The 15,832-nt window shown below is 41.3% G+C and carries 19 protein-coding genes and 3 pseudogenes; 14 read left to right on the forward strand and 8 right to left on the reverse strand.

The window, feature by feature from the left end:
- Positions 1 to 255: a hypothetical protein gene (locus G7Y90_RS19170; RefSeq protein WP_502937355.1), complete on the forward strand. Its 255-nt coding sequence runs from the start codon at positions 1 to 3 to the stop codon at positions 253 to 255.
- A gap of 345 nt (positions 256 to 600) precedes the next feature.
- On the opposite strand, the gene G7Y90_RS11725 is transcribed toward G7Y90_RS19170, so the two are convergent.
- On the reverse strand, positions 601 to 765 hold the full coding sequence (locus tag G7Y90_RS11725; protein ID WP_176393024.1) for a hypothetical protein: 165 nt from the start codon (positions 763 to 765) through the stop codon (positions 601 to 603).
- A gap of 529 nt (positions 766 to 1,294) precedes the next feature.
- Between G7Y90_RS11725 and G7Y90_RS18540 the strand changes: the two genes are divergently transcribed.
- From G7Y90_RS18540 to G7Y90_RS11735, 4 genes and pseudogenes are all read left to right on the forward strand, one after another.
- Positions 1,295 to 1,501, forward strand: coding sequence for a hypothetical protein (locus G7Y90_RS18540; RefSeq protein ID WP_349773344.1), 207 nt, complete (start codon positions 1,295 to 1,297; stop codon positions 1,499 to 1,501).
- 8 nt (positions 1,502 to 1,509) lie between these two features.
- On the forward strand, positions 1,510 to 1,644 hold the full coding sequence (locus G7Y90_RS18545) for a hypothetical protein (protein WP_349773345.1): 135 nt from the start codon (positions 1,510 to 1,512) through the stop codon (positions 1,642 to 1,644).
- A gap of 150 nt (positions 1,645 to 1,794) precedes the next feature.
- Positions 1,795 to 2,709: pseudogene (locus G7Y90_RS18550) on the forward strand (SLC13 family permease).
- Between the two features lie 138 nt (positions 2,710 to 2,847).
- Complete coding sequence (locus G7Y90_RS11735; RefSeq protein WP_201560261.1) at positions 2,848 to 3,657, forward strand: metallophosphoesterase family protein; 810 nt, start codon at positions 2,848 to 2,850, stop codon at positions 3,655 to 3,657.
- A gap of 40 nt (positions 3,658 to 3,697) precedes the next feature.
- Here G7Y90_RS11735 and G7Y90_RS11740 read toward each other — a convergent pair whose 3' ends face one another.
- Positions 3,698 to 4,201 (reverse strand): hypothetical protein, encoded by a 504-nt coding sequence (locus G7Y90_RS11740; RefSeq protein ID WP_201560262.1) that lies wholly within the window; start codon positions 4,199 to 4,201, stop codon positions 3,698 to 3,700.
- 75 nt (positions 4,202 to 4,276) lie between these two features.
- Here G7Y90_RS11740 and G7Y90_RS11745 point away from each other — a divergent pair, with 75 nt between their 5' ends.
- From G7Y90_RS11745 to G7Y90_RS11780, 7 genes and pseudogenes are all read left to right on the forward strand, one after another.
- Positions 4,277 to 4,870, forward strand: a complete 594-nt coding sequence (locus G7Y90_RS11745) for a DUF1543 domain-containing protein (protein ID WP_201560263.1) — start codon at positions 4,277 to 4,279, stop codon at positions 4,868 to 4,870.
- Between the two features lie 48 nt (positions 4,871 to 4,918).
- Entirely contained in the window at positions 4,919 to 5,233 is a 315-nt protein-coding gene (locus G7Y90_RS11750; protein ID WP_250162437.1) for a hypothetical protein, read from the forward strand.
- A gap of 97 nt (positions 5,234 to 5,330) precedes the next feature.
- Positions 5,331 to 5,456, forward strand: a complete 126-nt coding sequence (locus G7Y90_RS17990) for a hypothetical protein (RefSeq protein ID WP_265089715.1) — start codon at positions 5,331 to 5,333, stop codon at positions 5,454 to 5,456.
- A gap of 54 nt (positions 5,457 to 5,510) precedes the next feature.
- The gene (locus G7Y90_RS11755; RefSeq protein WP_201560264.1) at positions 5,511 to 5,744 is read left to right on the forward strand and encodes a hypothetical protein; all 234 of its coding nucleotides are present in this window, start codon (positions 5,511 to 5,513) and stop codon (positions 5,742 to 5,744) included.
- A gap of 102 nt (positions 5,745 to 5,846) precedes the next feature.
- Positions 5,847 to 6,041: a hypothetical protein gene (locus G7Y90_RS11760; protein ID WP_250162438.1), complete on the forward strand. Its 195-nt coding sequence runs from the start codon at positions 5,847 to 5,849 to the stop codon at positions 6,039 to 6,041.
- 103 nt (positions 6,042 to 6,144) lie between these two features.
- Positions 6,145 to 10,130 (forward strand): annotated as a pseudogene (gene hrpA, locus G7Y90_RS19175) (ATP-dependent RNA helicase HrpA); the annotation flags it as partial.
- 232 nt (positions 10,131 to 10,362) lie between these two features.
- Entirely contained in the window at positions 10,363 to 10,677 is a 315-nt protein-coding gene (locus G7Y90_RS11780; RefSeq protein ID WP_250162440.1) for a hypothetical protein, read from the forward strand.
- 211 nt (positions 10,678 to 10,888) lie between these two features.
- On the opposite strand, the gene G7Y90_RS11785 is transcribed toward G7Y90_RS11780, so the two are convergent.
- From G7Y90_RS11785 to G7Y90_RS18010, 4 genes and pseudogenes are all read right to left on the reverse strand, one after another.
- A complete protein-coding gene (locus tag G7Y90_RS11785; protein WP_250162441.1) occupies positions 10,889 to 11,104 on the reverse strand; it encodes a hypothetical protein in 216 nt (71 codons plus the stop codon).
- 401 nt (positions 11,105 to 11,505) lie between these two features.
- Complete coding sequence (locus G7Y90_RS11790; RefSeq protein WP_250162442.1) at positions 11,506 to 11,724, reverse strand: helix-turn-helix transcriptional regulator; 219 nt, start codon at positions 11,722 to 11,724, stop codon at positions 11,506 to 11,508.
- A gap of 27 nt (positions 11,725 to 11,751) precedes the next feature.
- Positions 11,752 to 11,991: an AraC family transcriptional regulator N-terminal domain-containing protein gene (locus G7Y90_RS18005; protein ID WP_349773346.1), complete on the reverse strand. Its 240-nt coding sequence runs from the start codon at positions 11,989 to 11,991 to the stop codon at positions 11,752 to 11,754.
- A gap of 14 nt (positions 11,992 to 12,005) precedes the next feature.
- Positions 12,006 to 12,364 (reverse strand): annotated as a pseudogene (locus G7Y90_RS18010) (AraC family transcriptional regulator).
- Positions 12,365 to 12,549: 185 nt separating this feature from the next.
- Between G7Y90_RS18010 and G7Y90_RS11800 the strand changes: the two are divergent.
- Positions 12,550 to 12,963: an organic hydroperoxide resistance protein gene (locus G7Y90_RS11800; RefSeq protein ID WP_201560267.1), complete on the forward strand. Its 414-nt coding sequence runs from the start codon at positions 12,550 to 12,552 to the stop codon at positions 12,961 to 12,963.
- 293 nt (positions 12,964 to 13,256) lie between these two features.
- Here G7Y90_RS11800 and G7Y90_RS11805 read toward each other — a convergent pair whose 3' ends face one another.
- Positions 13,257 to 13,628 (reverse strand): MliC family protein, encoded by a 372-nt coding sequence (locus G7Y90_RS11805; RefSeq protein ID WP_201501214.1) that lies wholly within the window; start codon positions 13,626 to 13,628, stop codon positions 13,257 to 13,259.
- Between the two features lie 177 nt (positions 13,629 to 13,805).
- On the reverse strand, positions 13,806 to 14,726 hold the full coding sequence (locus G7Y90_RS11810) for a DMT family transporter (protein ID WP_201560268.1): 921 nt from the start codon (positions 14,724 to 14,726) through the stop codon (positions 13,806 to 13,808).
- 328 nt (positions 14,727 to 15,054) lie between these two features.
- Between G7Y90_RS11810 and G7Y90_RS11815 the strand changes: the two genes are divergently transcribed.
- Complete coding sequence (locus G7Y90_RS11815; protein ID WP_201560269.1) at positions 15,055 to 15,738, forward strand: DUF421 domain-containing protein; 684 nt, start codon at positions 15,055 to 15,057, stop codon at positions 15,736 to 15,738.
- Positions 15,739 to 15,832 lie beyond the last annotated feature (94 nt).

Genomic DNA, 15,832 nt, shown 5'->3' on the forward strand with positions numbered 1-15,832 from the left:
TTGCAGCGGCTATTGCTTACTTTGGATGTGCGTAGTATCTTGTATATCGGTGCGCTACTACTGTCTTTTTTGGCAGGTGCGATACTGAGTGGTTATGTAATTGGGCAGACATCATTAAAGTTAGGTAGGCGCTATGGTAGTGCGCTATATATCGAGGCGGCACTGTTAATGGCCAGCTACTGGTTGTATCAGCAGCATGATTATTTAGGACAGTGGCAGCGGCAATGGCATGCGGATTACAGAATGCCATGGTAGCGACTTATAGTGGCGCGGTTATTCGAACTACCCATTGACGGGTTTGACATCAGATATGGGCGCAGCGATTGGCACTGGTTGGCGGTCCGATCGATTAGCAAACCGACATTAGGGTCCAAGCCATTTTGGTATTGCTTTTGCGGTGGCAGCGCCGTTGGAGCATTTTTATCGCCAAGGTTGGCTATGAAGCGCTATTTGTACCCATTGCTATCGTTTTAACAGCAGCATTTATATATAACTACGTCTCAGATCGCTTGCCAGAAAAAAGAGCCAAAAAATAAAAGGCACTCATCATAACGATCAGTACCCTTTATTTTTGCTTTGAGGTAATAATAAAGCTGTGATTTAGTTTTTACCTTCTTCCTTATGGTCTTCATGTTCATGCAACCCTTGCATCATATCGAGTGCAGAGTCATCGGTACGCTGCTGATCTTTTTTAGCCAAACTGTCTTGATTGATATCTCTCGGTGCCATTTTAGTGGTTGAATCTGTTTTATTTGCATCTGTCATAAAGTGCTCCTATTTATTGTTATTCATTTTCCGATATAAATACTAATAAAAAATAGTTGTTAAACTATTACTGGTATTAGAAATTTATTTTGACTTATTTAGTATGAGATAGCACCATACGCTTGTACATACTAAGTGTACGCTTGTTTAGTGACGATGTGTAACTGCAACTCACAAGGCTTGCTGTTTAATTAAAAGCAATTACTTGGTTATAAGTTGCTCTCACTTACTCTCGGCATTCGGTTCAAAAATTAAAAACTCATTAGATAAATATCATCTCTATAAAGTACCGTTTTAAAGTACCTTTCCTAAAACGCATTAAAGTAATTCTTTACCTATGAAACAACCATATTTATTGCAAATTTTATAAGGTTTTTTTTATAAAGGCTTTGTTGCATCAGCTTTTTGTTATATATCTGTTATGATAACGGCGTATTTTTGTGGTTGCTGGTTGAACAACCGTCAATCGCTAACATGCGTTTTATTTTAGCGTCTTTTTACACTGTCTTTGGGAAAATAAGGACATTTTATGTCAGAGCAAAAACTAGATAGCCATCTTCCTGATGATGGCAATGAGTATTTATTTACCGATACCTTTCCAAAGGGTACTGGTAAAGGGTTGATAGTGGTCGCTATTGCGGCGATAATCAGTATAATTATTTATAATGTATTGCCATTCGATATCATGCCAATAAGGGTCTTGCCTTATTGTTCTTCATCGGCGTATTGTGGCTAACGGAAGCGTTGCACGTCACGATTACGGCACTATTGGTAGTCGTGGTTGGTGCCCTAGTTGGCATACCAGAATTCGATGCCGAAATAGGCTTACAAAGCTTTGCCAATCCGACCATTTATTTGTTTTTGGTGGTTTTGCTTTAGCGGCAGCCTTGCATGTACAGCAATTGGATAAAAAAATTGCTCTGAAGATTTATCAATGTCAGGTGGCAAATTAAGCACGGCGGTATTTTTGATATTTGGTGTGACCGCATTTTGTCGATGTGGATATCGAATACTGCGACGGCGGCGATGATGTTGCCATTAGCGCTGGGTATTTTAACGCAAGTTGACCGTGAAAAAGACCGAGGCACTTTTGTATTTGTACTATTAGGTATCGCTTACTCAGCAAGCCTTGGTGGTTTAGGTACGATCGTTGGTTCGCCACCAAATGCTATCGCTGCAAAGGCGCTCAATATTGCTTTTGTGGACTGGATGAAGTTTGGTGTGCCGATGATGCTGGTATTATTGCCGCTATTGTTAGGCGCGATGTATGTGTTTTTGAAGCCCAACCTGAACCGTAAAATTGTACTGGTTGAGGATGAGCCTATTGTATGGAATAAACCTCGCGTAGTGACGATTATCGTCTTCATTGTCACCGCATTGAGCTGGATTTCTCCAAAAAGATTGGGGCTGCGCTTGATATTACAGATACTGACGCGGTTATTGCCTTATCAGCTGCTGCCGCTGTGGTCAGCTTAGGCTTGGTATCGTGGACAGGTGTCTGATAATACCGATTGGGGTGTACTCATGCTGTTCGGTGGTGGTATTGCCCTATCGACGATTCTGAAAGTGTCAGGTGCGTCCTTGGTATTGGGGGAGACGGTCGCTAATGCCTTGTCTTCTGCACCGCTTATCGTGGTTATGATTGCGGTATCAGCATTTATTATTTTCTTAACGGAGTTTGCTTCTAATACCGCCTCTGCTGCACTGCTGGTTCCCGTATTTGCTGCCATTGCAGAGCAGATGGGTTTACCACACGAAGTGTTGGTATTGGTCATCGGTATTGGTGCATCTTGTGCCTTTATGCTACCAGTTGCAACACCGCCAAATGCGATTGTCTTTGGTACGGGGTTGATTAAACAGAGCGAAATGATCCGTACGGGTGTCATTCTTAATATCATTGCTACCTTTGTCGTCGGATTGTGGGCTTATTTCTTCTTAATATAGTTTAGCAATCACATTAATCATAATTTATGAAACCCAATGTCTCAATAACGAGCCATTGGGTTTTTTTGTTTCTCTTTTCTATTCCTTTTTACGGTTAGTCGATGTATAACATAGTGATTTGTTAGGAAAATAAATAAGATGGCGCACTCTAACTCCAACTCCAACTCTAATAACAAGCATTTAAATACTATCGCAGCTATTTCCGACATTCATAGTAATGTCTTCGCGCTTGAAGCCGTGCTGACTGATATTAAACAGCGCGATATTGATCAAATTGTTAATCTAGGGGATATTTTATACGGACCGATAGCCCCCAAAGATACCTATGCGCTCTTAATGGCACAGCAGAACGATATCATTACTATTCGAGGTAATCAGGATAGACAGATTTATGAAGCGACAACGGCGGAGATTGGCAACAACGCAACCATGGCTTTTATCATAGAGGACTTGCCTAAAGCAGCGGTTAAGTGGCTGCAGAATTTACCGTTTGATTGTCATTTGAGTGAGAATATTTATCTGTGCCATGGGTCACCAACCGATGACATGGTCTATTTGTTAGAAAATATCGAGACGGGTCAGCCGACCTTACGTGATAATCTAGCCATTTTGGCACTGCTTAACGGTATCGATAGCACCGTTATCATATGTGGTCATACTCATATCCCACGTACAGTCACGCTATCGACAGGGCAGATGGTCGTCAATACAGGTAGCGTTGGTTACCCAGCCTATGAAGATGATTTGCCTATTTTGCATAAGATGCAAACCTATTCGCCCCATGCCAGTTACGCGATTATTAAATGTGTTGATACTGAACAGGGCAAATACTGGCAAACTGAGCATATCAAGGTGCCTTATGATTATGAAGCTGCGGCTAAATTGGCTTCAATGAACGGTCGTAAAGACTGGGCGTTTGCACTGAGAACAGGGCGAGTATTGCCTTGACGAGCAATTAAATATATAAGTATCAGGATTTTGCCTATTTTTAGCATGATTTATTAAGTTGCAAGCTATGATATGCATCAATATCTCTATGACCACACCAAGCCTCTTTCAATGCGGGTAGCGCTTGAATATCTATTTGCCTAAAAAAACCGTCTACATTAAGCTGTCGATAATTTGGTCCTCGCTCCATTAGTTGATTAGAAAATAAAGAAAAGCTTGCAACTGGCGTCTCGGAATGGCTATAGATATGAATACTAATAACATTAGCTCCCTCTTTGCCGCCTAGACCTTCACGCCAAAAACCATGGCTTTGACTGTTTATCTCATCGACTATGGCCTGCATTTTTTCAGGCTGATGCTTTGCGTCGTAAGATAGTAGAATAGGGTTTGAATAAGGGTTCTCAATTTCAACTTTGCTGATGTCATGATAAGTAGCTCTTGATGTTAAGCTTGATTCTTTATTTGTACAGGAAGTTAAACACAACACTATTGGCAAAAATATAGTCGCTATAAACGTCAGCTTAATAGCTATCAGAATGCCCATATTAATCCTTTTTATATGATTTATCTAACATCACACATTTTACTCAGAAGTTATTAACGTACAAGGTAATTCTTTATGCCAACACTATTTATGGTGCAGCTTGGTGGTCGCCCCAAAGGTCGTTTGATTGAGCAGCACGATATTTTCTTCGGTGTAGCCAATCAGGTAAGCGAGCTGGTAGACGATATCAATCACCACTGGCCAGAAGTCAAAAACAAATGGCATATTGATTCATACAGAGCGATTACCAAAGTGGGAAACCATACTGTTAAATTGATTGAGTCAGATAACCAAGCTGAGAATGATAACGGTTTAAAACTGTTCTTTATTAATTTAGGCGGCTATCAGCGGGGGAGTTTTGAAGAGTTTCATCATAAGCTACTTATCGTCGCTGCTACTCAAGCAGAGGCTATTAAACAAGCAAAGCAAAGTACATTTTATAAAGAATTTACTTTTAAAGATAAAGACTCACCTTTTAATGCCGCATCGCACATTGATGATAAATTTCAGGTAGATATCGATGATATATACGACGTGAATGACCTTGTCTCAAACATACAGATTTTAATTGAGCCTAGGATTCATAATAGTCACGAACTTGCAAATGCTGATGAAGATAAAGAGTATGTTGGTTATCTAAGTATCAAGAATTTAAGGAAGTTATTTTAAATTCATTTCATTTTTAGTCTCATCATTTAATTAAGGACACACCCTAATATGGCTTTAAATATGTACTATAAAAATGGAATGATTCGCAAATCGCGTTGCCAACTCTCTGATGAGCTATTACCGACCCTTTATCAGATTCATGATAATGCTAAGTTTCCAAAACTCACTTGGTTGATTGATAATGTGTATGAAAATCCTCAGATTCAACCTGATGTCGCACAAGCATTAGCTGATGAAATGGTAGCGTTTGAGAGGTTAATACTTTCGCTGCATCTGCCTTTTCCTAGGCTGCCATTGCAAAAGTTGCAGAATTTCTTTACGGGGGCTGCCATTCGTCAACAGATTATTTATACAAGCGTTTGAGCTTACAAATAATTTATTCATAAAAATAAAATAGGGCTGGCAGGTTTGAGAAATTTGATAAAATGTCACTACTAAACCACGAATTTACGAACCTTTTATGATCTATCAATGCATCACAGAAGAGGGTGAGCATTTACGTTTGGATGTGATTAATAGCGATATTGGTTATATGCTCAAGTATTATTTCGCCACCCAAGGTAATCCTTTAAGATTAGAGGCGTAGCAAGCTACTGAGGATACCTATTATACGACTCTTTCTAATGGTACTAATCTCGTTATGCGGGATCCGAATAATTATTATGAGCTGACACAGTTTGAAGATAGCGATACCTCTATTTATATTATTAATGCCATTACTGGTCAGGAGATGAATCATTTTTCTTGTGAGGATAACTCAATTGAAAAGGATCAGTATGCTTTGATTGCTCAAATGGAGCCAGAGCATTTTAAATTTAGACCCATGACGGATGATCTTAGAAATATTTTGACTGAGCGTTTTGCAAATAGGTAATAGCCTGCATAGTTGCCAACCAAACACTATAACCACCTTGAATCACGCCCAAATTACCCTCATAATCTAACCACTTCCAAACAATAAATAGCCTAAGTAAATATGCCGAATACTTCTAAGAGCACCTCAGATATGCCAACTGGAAACAATACCAATGGGTTTAAATCCGATGAATTAAGTAAATTAACAAACCCAAGTGACGATGATTTAAATATTACGGCAAACAGTAATGAAGCGTCTTCACAACCTGATATGGTGTTGATTTACCAGTACTCGCTAAAGACAGTTATTATTTAAGTCGTCTTGAGCGTGAACTGGCAAGGGCTGCCGTGGCTAAAAATAAAAAAGTTTCTGACGATAAAGCGGATGATGGGCTAACTAAAAAACGTGCGCAGTATGAAAAATCAAGACCCGCTCACAGCAAGCGGTGCAGGCACGTATGGATAGTATTCCAGAAAAACTGGCAGAAAAACTGAATCTTGATTTGCCCGTGAGTCAACGAGCAGAAGATTTAGTACAGGCAATTATTGATCACCAAGTCATTATTGTTGCAGGGGAGACAGGTTCTGGTAAGACGACGCAATTGCCGAAGCTGGCAATGCTGGCAGGTCGCGGTATCACTGGGCAGATAGGGCATACCCAGCCTCGACGATTGGCCGCGCGCAGTGTGGCAAACCGTATCGCTGAAGAATTGGGCGAGCAGCTCGGTAATACTGTCAGCTTCAAGATTCGCTTTAATGAGCAGGGTACGGCGCAATCTGTTGTTAAGCTGATGACCGATGGTATCTTGCTGGCTGAATTGGGTCACGATAGATTCTTGAGTAAATACGATACCATCATTATTGATGAGGCGCATGAGCGTAGCTTAAACATTGATTTTATTATGGGTTATCTGAAAAAGCTACTGCCCAAACGTCCTGATTTAAAAGTGATTATTACCTCAGCAACACTTGATACCAAACGCTTTAGTGAATATTTTAGCCGCTATGATAATAAGCTAAAACGCAACGTACCTGCGCCTATTTTCAATGTCGAAGGTCGTAGTTTTCCTGTTGAAGTTCGTTACCGTCCGCTGACCGATGAGCCAGTGAACAGCTCGGATGATGACAGCTATGATGACTTTGAAGAAAATCTGCCACGTGCGGTCGTTGCCGCCGTCGAAGAATGCTTTAGCGATGCACAAAATAAAGGTCATGCTGACCAAGCAGACATCTTGATATTTGCCGCCACAGAAGCTGAGATTCGTGAGCTGCAAGAGGTGCTTGAGCGTCATGGACCCAAGCACACCGAAGTGCTGCCACTATTTGCACGGCAGACTTATGAAGAGCAGCGCATCTTTCAACCGTCAGGTCGTGGTCGGCGTATCGTTATTGCGACCAACGTTGCCGAGACCGCGCTGACCGTACCGGGTATCCGCTATGTGATTGACTTGGGTTTTGCGCGGATATCACGCTATTCGTATCGCTCGCGCGTACAGCGTTTACCGATTGAGGCGATCTCGCAAGCGGCTGCCAATCAGCGTAAAGGTCGCTGCGGTCGTGTTGCGCCGGGTGTTTGTATCCGTCTGTATAGCGAAGAGGACTTTACCGGTCGTCCAGAATTTACCGAACCTGAGATTTTACGGACCAATCTTGCATCCGTTATTTTACAGATGGCCAATCTGCGCTTAGGTAGTGTTGATGATTTTGCCTTTATCGAGCCACCCGATAGCCGCTTGGTTACTGATGGGCATAAATTGCTTGATGAGTTAGGCGCGATTACCTCTAAAAATGAAGTAACTGCTGCTCATCAAACCAATAAGCCAAAACCAAAAAAAGGTCTCGACCATTTAAGCCTGACGCCAACTGGACAAAAAATGGCGCGTATGCCAATCGATCCAAGGCTAGCACGTATGTTGGTTGCGGGCAGTGATTTTGATTGTATCCGTGAGATGCTGATTGTAGTAGCGGCTCTTGCTGTACAGGATCCACGCGAGCGTCCTGCCAATAAACGCCAGCAAGCCGACCAAAAGCATGCGGAATTTCGTCAAGATGATTCTGACTTTTTATTCTATCTGAGTCTGTGGAAAGCGCTATTTGAAAAAGATGAAGATGGCAATAAGCTGTCTGGCAATCAGCGTAAGCAGTTTACAAAGAAAAACTATCTGAGCTTCCCGCGTGTACGTGAGTGGAATCAAACCCATCGTCAGTTAGTACAAATGGTCACAGACCTTAAGCTGACGGATGTTAAAGAGGCAAAAGCTTCCGATAAAGGAACCGATAAAAATGCTTCGTTAGAAACATGACCAGCGACCCTACCGCGATAGAAGATGAAGAACTCAAAGCGGTTAAATATGCCAATTTACACCGCGCTATTGACAGGTCTATTGTCTACGATTGCGCATAAAACCGAAAATCGCGGTGAATATCTAGCAGCAGCGCGCCAGAAGCCAAAATCTTCCCCGCGAGTACGGTATTTAAACAAGTACCCACTTGGGTCATGGCTTTTGAAGTGGTCGAAACCTCGCAAGTCTTTATGCGCACTGTTGCCAAAATGAACCAGAAGGGATATCTCAGCCGCAGGTGACTTATTAAAGTAATCACTACTTTGAGCCGCATTGGTCGAGAAGAGATGGACGAGTGAAAGCTTACGCGCAGATTAGCTTATTTGGGCTGATATTATTAGTAAACAGCTGACCAATTATGAGCAAGTGAACTTAGTTGAGTCACGAGAAATCTTCATTCGTGATGGTCTGGTGACTGGTAATTTGGGGCGTCAAGCGCCATTTTTACAGCATAATATGGATAAAATTGCCGACATTGAACGCATTGAAGATAAGTTACGTCGCCGTGATTTGTTGGTTGATGAAGCACTGTATCAGTTTTATGATAAAAAAATACCTGAGCATATTGCCAGTCGCAAAGCCTTTGAAGATTGGCGTGCCGAGGTTGAAAAAACTGATGCCAAATATCTATTCTTTACCGATGATGACGTGCTCAATAGCCAAGCACCGACCACAGGCGATTTCCCAGAAGTGTGGAAATTGGGTGATTTAAAACTACCGCTACGTTATGTCTTTGATCCGTCCAGCGATGATGATGGCGTGACCATTCGTGTGCCACTTGCCGCGCTACCGCAGCTTGATGCGATCGAACTATTGTGGGGCGTACCCGGTTGGCGTTATGAGCTAGTATTGCAGTTGCTTAAGTCACTACCAAAGGATATCCGCCGTCAAATTGTACCGATTCCTGATACAGCCGATAGCTTGTTTGATGAACTGCAACCTGCTGGTGGACAAGGATTGCTCAAGCAGCTTTGCCAAGCCCTAAATCGTCGCGGCGTTATGTCAGTGACGCCTGATAGCTTTAATCCCTCTAGCATTGATCGCTATTTACAGCCGCAAATCTGTGTGGTCGATGACAAAAATCGTATTATCGAAAAGGGTCGCGACCTGCAAACGCTACAGATTCGTCATGCCTCTGAAACCCGCCAAGCGGTGAATGAGCAGCAAGGTACGCATACCGAATTCCCTGAGCATTTTGCCTTTAGCAAAAATCATTATAGTGCAGGCGTGGTGATGAAGCAGTTTGCTGCGCTCGTAGCAGATGCGTCAGGTGAAGCGGTATCTATCCATCAATATACCGATGTCAATGCAGCGTTACAGGCACACCGTATCGGGGTTTTGACCTTGATAAAAGGTAAGCTTGGTGCGAAGAAAAACAGCTGACCAGCCAAATTGATAAGATATTCAAATTGGCATTTGCACCACTTGGTGATATGGAGAAGCTAAAAACCATCGTCATCGACGCGGCATTGGACGCGTCGCTTGAAGAGCATTATGTGTTATTTGACCACAGTGCTGATTTGCCTGAAAGCGCTGATGATACTGCCGTAGCGCTTGCTGAAGAATTACCCTTTACGCCAGAAGAGTACGAGAAAACCTTGGAAGTGGTGTCGGTTAACTTTCTATTGACGGGGCAAAACGTTATAAAAATCCTTAAAAATGTCTATACTCGCTGGCAGCGTATTCGCCAAAGCTTACTCATGCTCGATCGAGAGGTATTTGGTGAGTCTATCGAAGATATCGAAGACCAATTAGAAGACTTACACTTGGCTGATTTTGTTTATCGTATGGATTATAGCCATTGGCAGCAGTATCCGCGCTATCTAGAGGCGCTTGAAATTCGTATCGAACGGCTTGAGCACAATCTCGAATCCGATCTTGAAGGAGTATACGCGCTTGATGTGCATATGGAGCGGTTGGCGAATCGTGCCAATGATAAAGCCATTAGTGAGTATCGCTGGATGGTCGAGGAGTATCGTATTCAGCTATTCGCGCAACCGATGAAAACCCGCATGGCAGTGTCACCAAAGCGCCTAAGCAAGATGTGGGATAAAATGAGTTAGGATAGCGTTAGATTTTTAAAACTTGCTAATTGACAATAAATGACAATAAATGACAATTGTGTTATATAGATCTTTGATTTAGTCGATAATATTTGATTAAATGAAAGAGCTATTATTTTTTATACCAACGTTTTTTGATCGTTACTTAATATATTGATGTAGGTTTTTGAGCAGGATAAAAATAATGATTAAATTTAGGCTGATAATACTAGCATTTGTATCAACTATATTTATGAGTACGGGCTGTGATGAGACACAAGCCAGTGAGAATGTGAAGGTATTTGCGCCAACAAGCGTAGAAAAAGAAGTGCAGTTACGAGGCAGTTTTAAAAGAAGCTTTGAGATTCATGAGTTCGTTTCTGATAACATTATTTACTATGTGTCAGACCCAAAGCAGCTATTAATTAAAGATTCAAAAAGTATCAATCAAAAAGGTTATTACAAATATTTCGAAACTTACGTCATTGGTAACATTAGCCCCATCGGTCAATACGGGCCTCTAGGCAAATATCAAAATCAAATAACTATTCGTGAGATTTGCGCGTAGCTTTGATAGCGTAGGTTATCGAATGGATACCCTACTGATTTTAAGTAACTAACTTTCACTCACTATCGATAAAAAGGCTGGATTAGCAATTGCTAACCTAGCCTTTTTTTGAGTGTCACTATTTTTCTGTGACGGATAAATCTTTTATGAAACAAAAAAGCAAAGGTGGCGTCATATGACCTTTGCTCTAAAATTTAGCACCTGAGTAAAATTAGTGGCTGATCTTTTCTGTCAGCACACCCATACTATAAACGAATGCTATAACGGTCAGTGCTACAATAAATGGTGTGAGTATCCAAATCACCACGTTGATCAATAATGAGGGCAATAATCCGTTGAATAATACCGTGTTTGGTGTAAAAAAATCCGTCATAACATCGACTGAACGCTTAGCTACGGGGAATAGCAAGGTGCTTAGTGCCAGCATATAAATACTTGCTAAAACCAGGGTCGCTCATGACCACCATAAAATAAAACACCAAAAAATAAGTGACACCCAATGCCCAGCATTTGAGAGTATAGCTTAAACGAATCATGTTAGTGCCTCCCGAAATATTCTGACGATCACACGTAGAAAAATTATTATAATAGTTGCAAAATTATGAATATATTATATATGTTATAATATGAATATATAGACCAAGTCAACTGTTTTTTTCTTGGGTAAGATATTTCGTCGTTTGTTTGGCTGGAAAGAGGGAGGGTGTAGGAATCTGTTAAACAGATAATTACATTGTGTACGCAGTTGCTTATGAAGCTGTCAAGACGCAGAGGGATTGCCTTAGTCAGAAACCATTATAGTAGGGGCATTATGGTAGAAGCATCATGCTAGATATTTAACTCACTGCTTGGGCTTACTCCAAATAGCCGCTTATATTCACGGCTAAATTGGCTGGGACTTTCATAGCCTACTTGCATGGCGATTTGCGATACTTGTGCCTCGCCGAGTTGAATCAGCTGCCGAGCTTTCATCAATCGTAGGCTTTTTTGATATTGAAGCGGGCTTAGTTGAGTGATTTCTTTAAAATGTTGATGAAATCCCGACACTCATACCGCATCGACTGGCCAAATCTTCTATGATGACGGGTTTCTTCTAAATGCGCTTTTAGCCAATCGGTAGCTTGGGCAATACGGTGGTGTGACTGCCATTAACCACCAGTTGCCGAAGCTTATGACCTTGCTTGCTGCTATGAGCAGCCGATAATAAATCTCTTGCTGAATCAAAGGTGATAAAAAATCTATATCATTTGGATAATTAAGCAATTCTATCATCCGTTCGAATGCGGTTAATATGGTGTTTTTTCTAACGGCCATTTATACCTTGATGCTCATAGTCGGCATTTTTTCTGAGGTGGTATTTGTGCCATGACCTCACGAATGAGCGCCAGATTTAATTTCATAGACAATACGATGACTGGCTTCTCTACAGTGGCGTGTTTGATATGCATGCTTATAGGAATATTGACAGGGCAGAACATCAGACTGCTGTCATCAAATTTCTGGCAATCTGTACCTAAGTAATTTCACGCGTGCCTTGTAAGACGATACATATGCTAGGTTCTTGGATATAGCTGATAGTCTTTCTTGGTCTGTCGGCACAATAAAAAAACAAGCCTGAAATGTCTGATTCGATGGTTTGATTTTTGGGTAATATACTAAGTAGCTGCTCTACCGTTTTTGTTTTCATGATTTATGCTTACTTTATAATTTGCCTAATGATATAAATATTTATAGGATTAGGCAAGGATTATGGAGTAATGCTCTACCGGATTAGCGTGCTCACTTCTATAATGATGGCATCAAAACGCAGTAAGATTGATTTACAGCGTATTGCACAACACCAATAACACGCCAATCCATAAGGAATATATGATGAAAATTTTCTATAAAACGCGAGCAACGGCAACCGGTGGTCGTTCTGGTCATACAGGTCTTGACGATGGTTCGCTAGCTTTTGATCTGGTCTCTTTTCAAGAAACAGACAAGGAAGGTGTCAATCCAGAGCAGCTTTTTGCAATGGGTTATGCGGCTTGTTTTGATAGTGCTTTAAATCTGACCGCCCAGCAAATGAAACTGCCAATTACTGCCTCAAAAACCTCGACCCAAGTGGGTATTGGTATGAAAGCCGATGGTAGCTATAACTTAGATATAGATTTGTATGTTGAAGTGTCGGGTATTGATGAGGCTCAAGCGCAAACACTGGTCGAAACAGCTCATCAAGTTTGCCCATACTCTAATGCTACTCGCGGTAATGTCGATGCACGTTTGCATGTGACCGTGGTTTAACGGTCAGCAGTAGTTAACACCTAACGACTGATTCAACAGCTGCTCTAATAACTATAAACAAATATAAAAACGACATGACTTTCAACTGCTTGGGTATATAAAGTATTCAGGCAGTTTTTTATTGAGTGATTCAACGTTGATCATTAAGATTAAATTATCAGGCATGAAAAGTTAAGCACAAAAAAGAGCCAGTAGTTTGACTACTGGCTCTTTCGTTTTCAATAGATGTGAATAAAAACATGGATTTTATTCAAATAACCATCACGTATTATTTACGCTTGTTTGTAGGGTTACTATAGTTGGCAGTTCACTTGGTATTGTTGACCATTGTCTGATTTGATGGTCATGATGCCGTAATCCGCTTTGGTGTGCCAATCGTAAGTGGTTTTAGGGTTAACATTATTGACATAACGAGCGCCAGAACCTGATACCGCTTGTTCCATAGTGATTTTTGCATTGGTCAAGCCAACTTTAGGCAAGGTCACGTTTAGGTTAGCAGTTTGACCATTGGCAGTGTAGGCAGCAGTGAGTTGACCGTTGTCTTCACAAGTGAATGATTGGACTACTGGCTGAGTATTGGTCTCTGGGATCGTAGTAGTTGGTGCATTAGTGGCGCAGGCAGACAATAATAGAGCAAAAGGTGCTACGGCTAATAATTTTTTCATAATATGCCTCAAAAATATCGGTAAAAGTAGGTTGTTACTTGAAGCAACATGATACCGTAGAGAATGTAACTTCATGTTGTGTTTGAGAGCTATGGTAGTAATCTTATCTGTCTTTTTTATCACTAAGCCTCTCAGTCTTTATTGACCTATTTATTTTAAATAACGAATGAGGATATTTCACGTAGGGGCTTTTTCTCTATTTAAAATAAATACCAATACTGCACCCAAGATAACCGAGCTTGCTATAACGAATGGCACGGTTAGTTGCTCAGATAAAAACACCACGCCTAATATCGCAGCCAGTATAGGTACACACAGTTGTACAACTGCTGCTTGGGTGTTTTTTAACAAAGGCATGGCCATATACCAGATGCTATAGCCTATACCGGATGCGATCGCTCCTGATGCACAGGCCAAAAGTACTCCCTTACTAGTGATGTCACCTAAATTGATGTTTTCCAAGCATATATTGTCTAAATAAGTCATGCCTATCACTAACAGTATGGGCGCTGCTATCAGACTCCGAATGAAATTAAAACCTGTGGCTCGCAGCGGTGACACGCATGATTTGCCGCGTATGCTATATATGCCCCAAGCAGCACCACTGATTGCCATAAGCACCGCCGCTAGTAACGAAGGCACTGCTGCTGAAGGTAGCATCAAATAGACAAACCCTGCTACCGCTACGATAAATGCCAGCCATTGTAAGCCGCTCAATTGCTCTTTCTTATAGATGCCCCAACCAATCATCGTCAGCTGAACCGCTGAAAATAGAATCAGTGCTCCTGTACCAGTATCCAACTCTACATAAGCAATCGAAAAGCATAGCGCATAAATCACTAAGCTCACGCTACTTAACCAGCTGCCTTTGTCGTTTAAAATAGCAGCGTGAGCAATACTGTCAGGCTCTCGCACGTGCTTTCGTAACCGATAAGCATGAATGGTCATGATAATACCTAGGCAGACAGCAGCGCTCAGCAGGCGCAAGATGGTAAAGCTCCAAGCATCTATAAGACCCTCTGCTAACGCCATACGGCAAAAGAGAGAGTTTGCAGCAAAGGCGATTAATGCAATAACGGTGTACAAGGTGGCTTTCAAAAATAATTCCTACAATAAAGAAGCTGGTTTTTGAATAAAATAGGCAAATTCGACTTTTAGGGATGTTGTTATTACCGCTTTTTTACTAGCAAAAATACTGGCTGAAGTGTGAAAACTCAGTTGCTAGTTGCCAATTGGGAGATTTCTCACAATAGAGCATATTTTATTGCACTTGCGGGCAAAAGTATTTCTTAAATTGGACTGACGATAGTTGAATTAACAATAAAGGCTGACTACAAGGGTGGTGGTAGGTCAAGCGCATACTCAGAACGATTGCTTAAATGAATCGTCATAAATCAAATAAAAACAATAGATAGGAAACAGTAATATGGATTGGGTAAGTATTTTTATTCATGACACCACTTGGGCATTTGCGCTTGAGATATTGGTGCGTGTCAGCGTCATGTTTGTGCTGATTATCTCGTTTTTGCGTTTGACGGGAAAACGCGGCGTCCGTCAGCTGTCAATCTTTGAGTTGACCATTATCTTATCATTGGGTTCTATCGCAGGTGACCCTATGTTTAACGAGGATTTGCCGATTATTCAAGCGGTGCTGGTCATGAGCGCCGTTATCCTGCTTTATCGATTGTGCACGTGGATCATGATGGAATTCCAACCTTTTGAAGATTTATTAGAAGGGAAATCGCTCTACATTGTAGAGGACGGGATGCTAGTACTCGATAAGATTAAAAAGGGTAAAATGTCTCATGATGAGTTTTTTACTGAAATGCGCCAACAAGGGATTGAGCATTTGGGTCAAGTGCGTACAGGCCTGCTAGAGACAGACGGTAATTTTAGTATATTGTTATATCCGCCTGAAAACACTGGCTATGGTATGCCGCTTTTCCCTAAGCAGTATCAACCTGTCGAAGAGATAGAGTCAGAAACATATTACGCATGTATGCATTGCGGCTATGTCGATCATATATCTGACCCAAATCAGCTCTGTGAACGCTGTGAGAATGGATGTCGAGACTGGGCGAAGGCCTTGAATAGTGAGATCGTTAGATGATAATAAATGAGATGATGGCTATATGAATTATCTATGAGTAGATCGAGCGGTCTTATGTTGGCAGGCTTAATAATAGCCAATGATACCAACGTAA

The sequence above is a fragment of the Psychrobacter sp. WY6 genome, assembly GCF_018448495.1.
GTDB lineage: Bacteria > Pseudomonadota > Gammaproteobacteria > Pseudomonadales > Moraxellaceae > Psychrobacter.

Excerpts from the sequence above, each read along its gene's own strand:
- G7Y90_RS11725 (WP_176393024.1), bottom strand. The coding sequence starts at position 765 with ATGACAGATGCAAATAAAACAGATTCAACCACTAAAATGGCACCGAGA.
- G7Y90_RS18540 (WP_349773344.1), top strand. The coding sequence starts at position 1,295 with ATGTCAGAGCAAAAACTAGATAGCCATCTTCCTGATGATGGCAATGAG.
- G7Y90_RS11735 (WP_201560261.1), top strand. The coding sequence starts at position 2,848 with ATGGCGCACTCTAACTCCAACTCCAACTCTAATAACAAGCATTTAAAT.
- G7Y90_RS11740 (WP_201560262.1), bottom strand. The coding sequence starts at position 4,201 with ATGGGCATTCTGATAGCTATTAAGCTGACGTTTATAGCGACTATATTT.
- G7Y90_RS11745 (WP_201560263.1), top strand. The coding sequence starts at position 4,277 with ATGCCAACACTATTTATGGTGCAGCTTGGTGGTCGCCCCAAAGGTCGT.
- G7Y90_RS11750 (WP_250162437.1), top strand. The coding sequence starts at position 4,919 with ATGGCTTTAAATATGTACTATAAAAATGGAATGATTCGCAAATCGCGT.
- G7Y90_RS17990 (WP_265089715.1), top strand. The coding sequence starts at position 5,331 with ATGATCTATCAATGCATCACAGAAGAGGGTGAGCATTTACGTTTGGAT.
- G7Y90_RS11755 (WP_201560264.1), top strand. The coding sequence starts at position 5,511 with ATGCGGGATCCGAATAATTATTATGAGCTGACACAGTTTGAAGATAGC.
- G7Y90_RS11760 (WP_250162438.1), top strand. The coding sequence starts at position 5,847 with ATGCCGAATACTTCTAAGAGCACCTCAGATATGCCAACTGGAAACAAT.
- G7Y90_RS11780 (WP_250162440.1), top strand. The coding sequence starts at position 10,363 with ATGAGTACGGGCTGTGATGAGACACAAGCCAGTGAGAATGTGAAGGTA.
- G7Y90_RS11785 (WP_250162441.1), bottom strand. The coding sequence starts at position 11,104 with ATGCTGGCACTAAGCACCTTGCTATTCCCCGTAGCTAAGCGTTCAGTC.
- G7Y90_RS18005 (WP_349773346.1), bottom strand. The coding sequence starts at position 11,991 with ATGGCCGTTAGAAAAAACACCATATTAACCGCATTCGAACGGATGATA.
- G7Y90_RS11800 (WP_201560267.1), top strand. The coding sequence starts at position 12,550 with ATGAAAATTTTCTATAAAACGCGAGCAACGGCAACCGGTGGTCGTTCT.
- G7Y90_RS11805 (WP_201501214.1), bottom strand. The coding sequence starts at position 13,628 with ATGAAAAAATTATTAGCCGTAGCACCTTTTGCTCTATTATTGTCTGCC.
- G7Y90_RS11815 (WP_201560269.1), top strand. The coding sequence starts at position 15,055 with ATGGATTGGGTAAGTATTTTTATTCATGACACCACTTGGGCATTTGCG.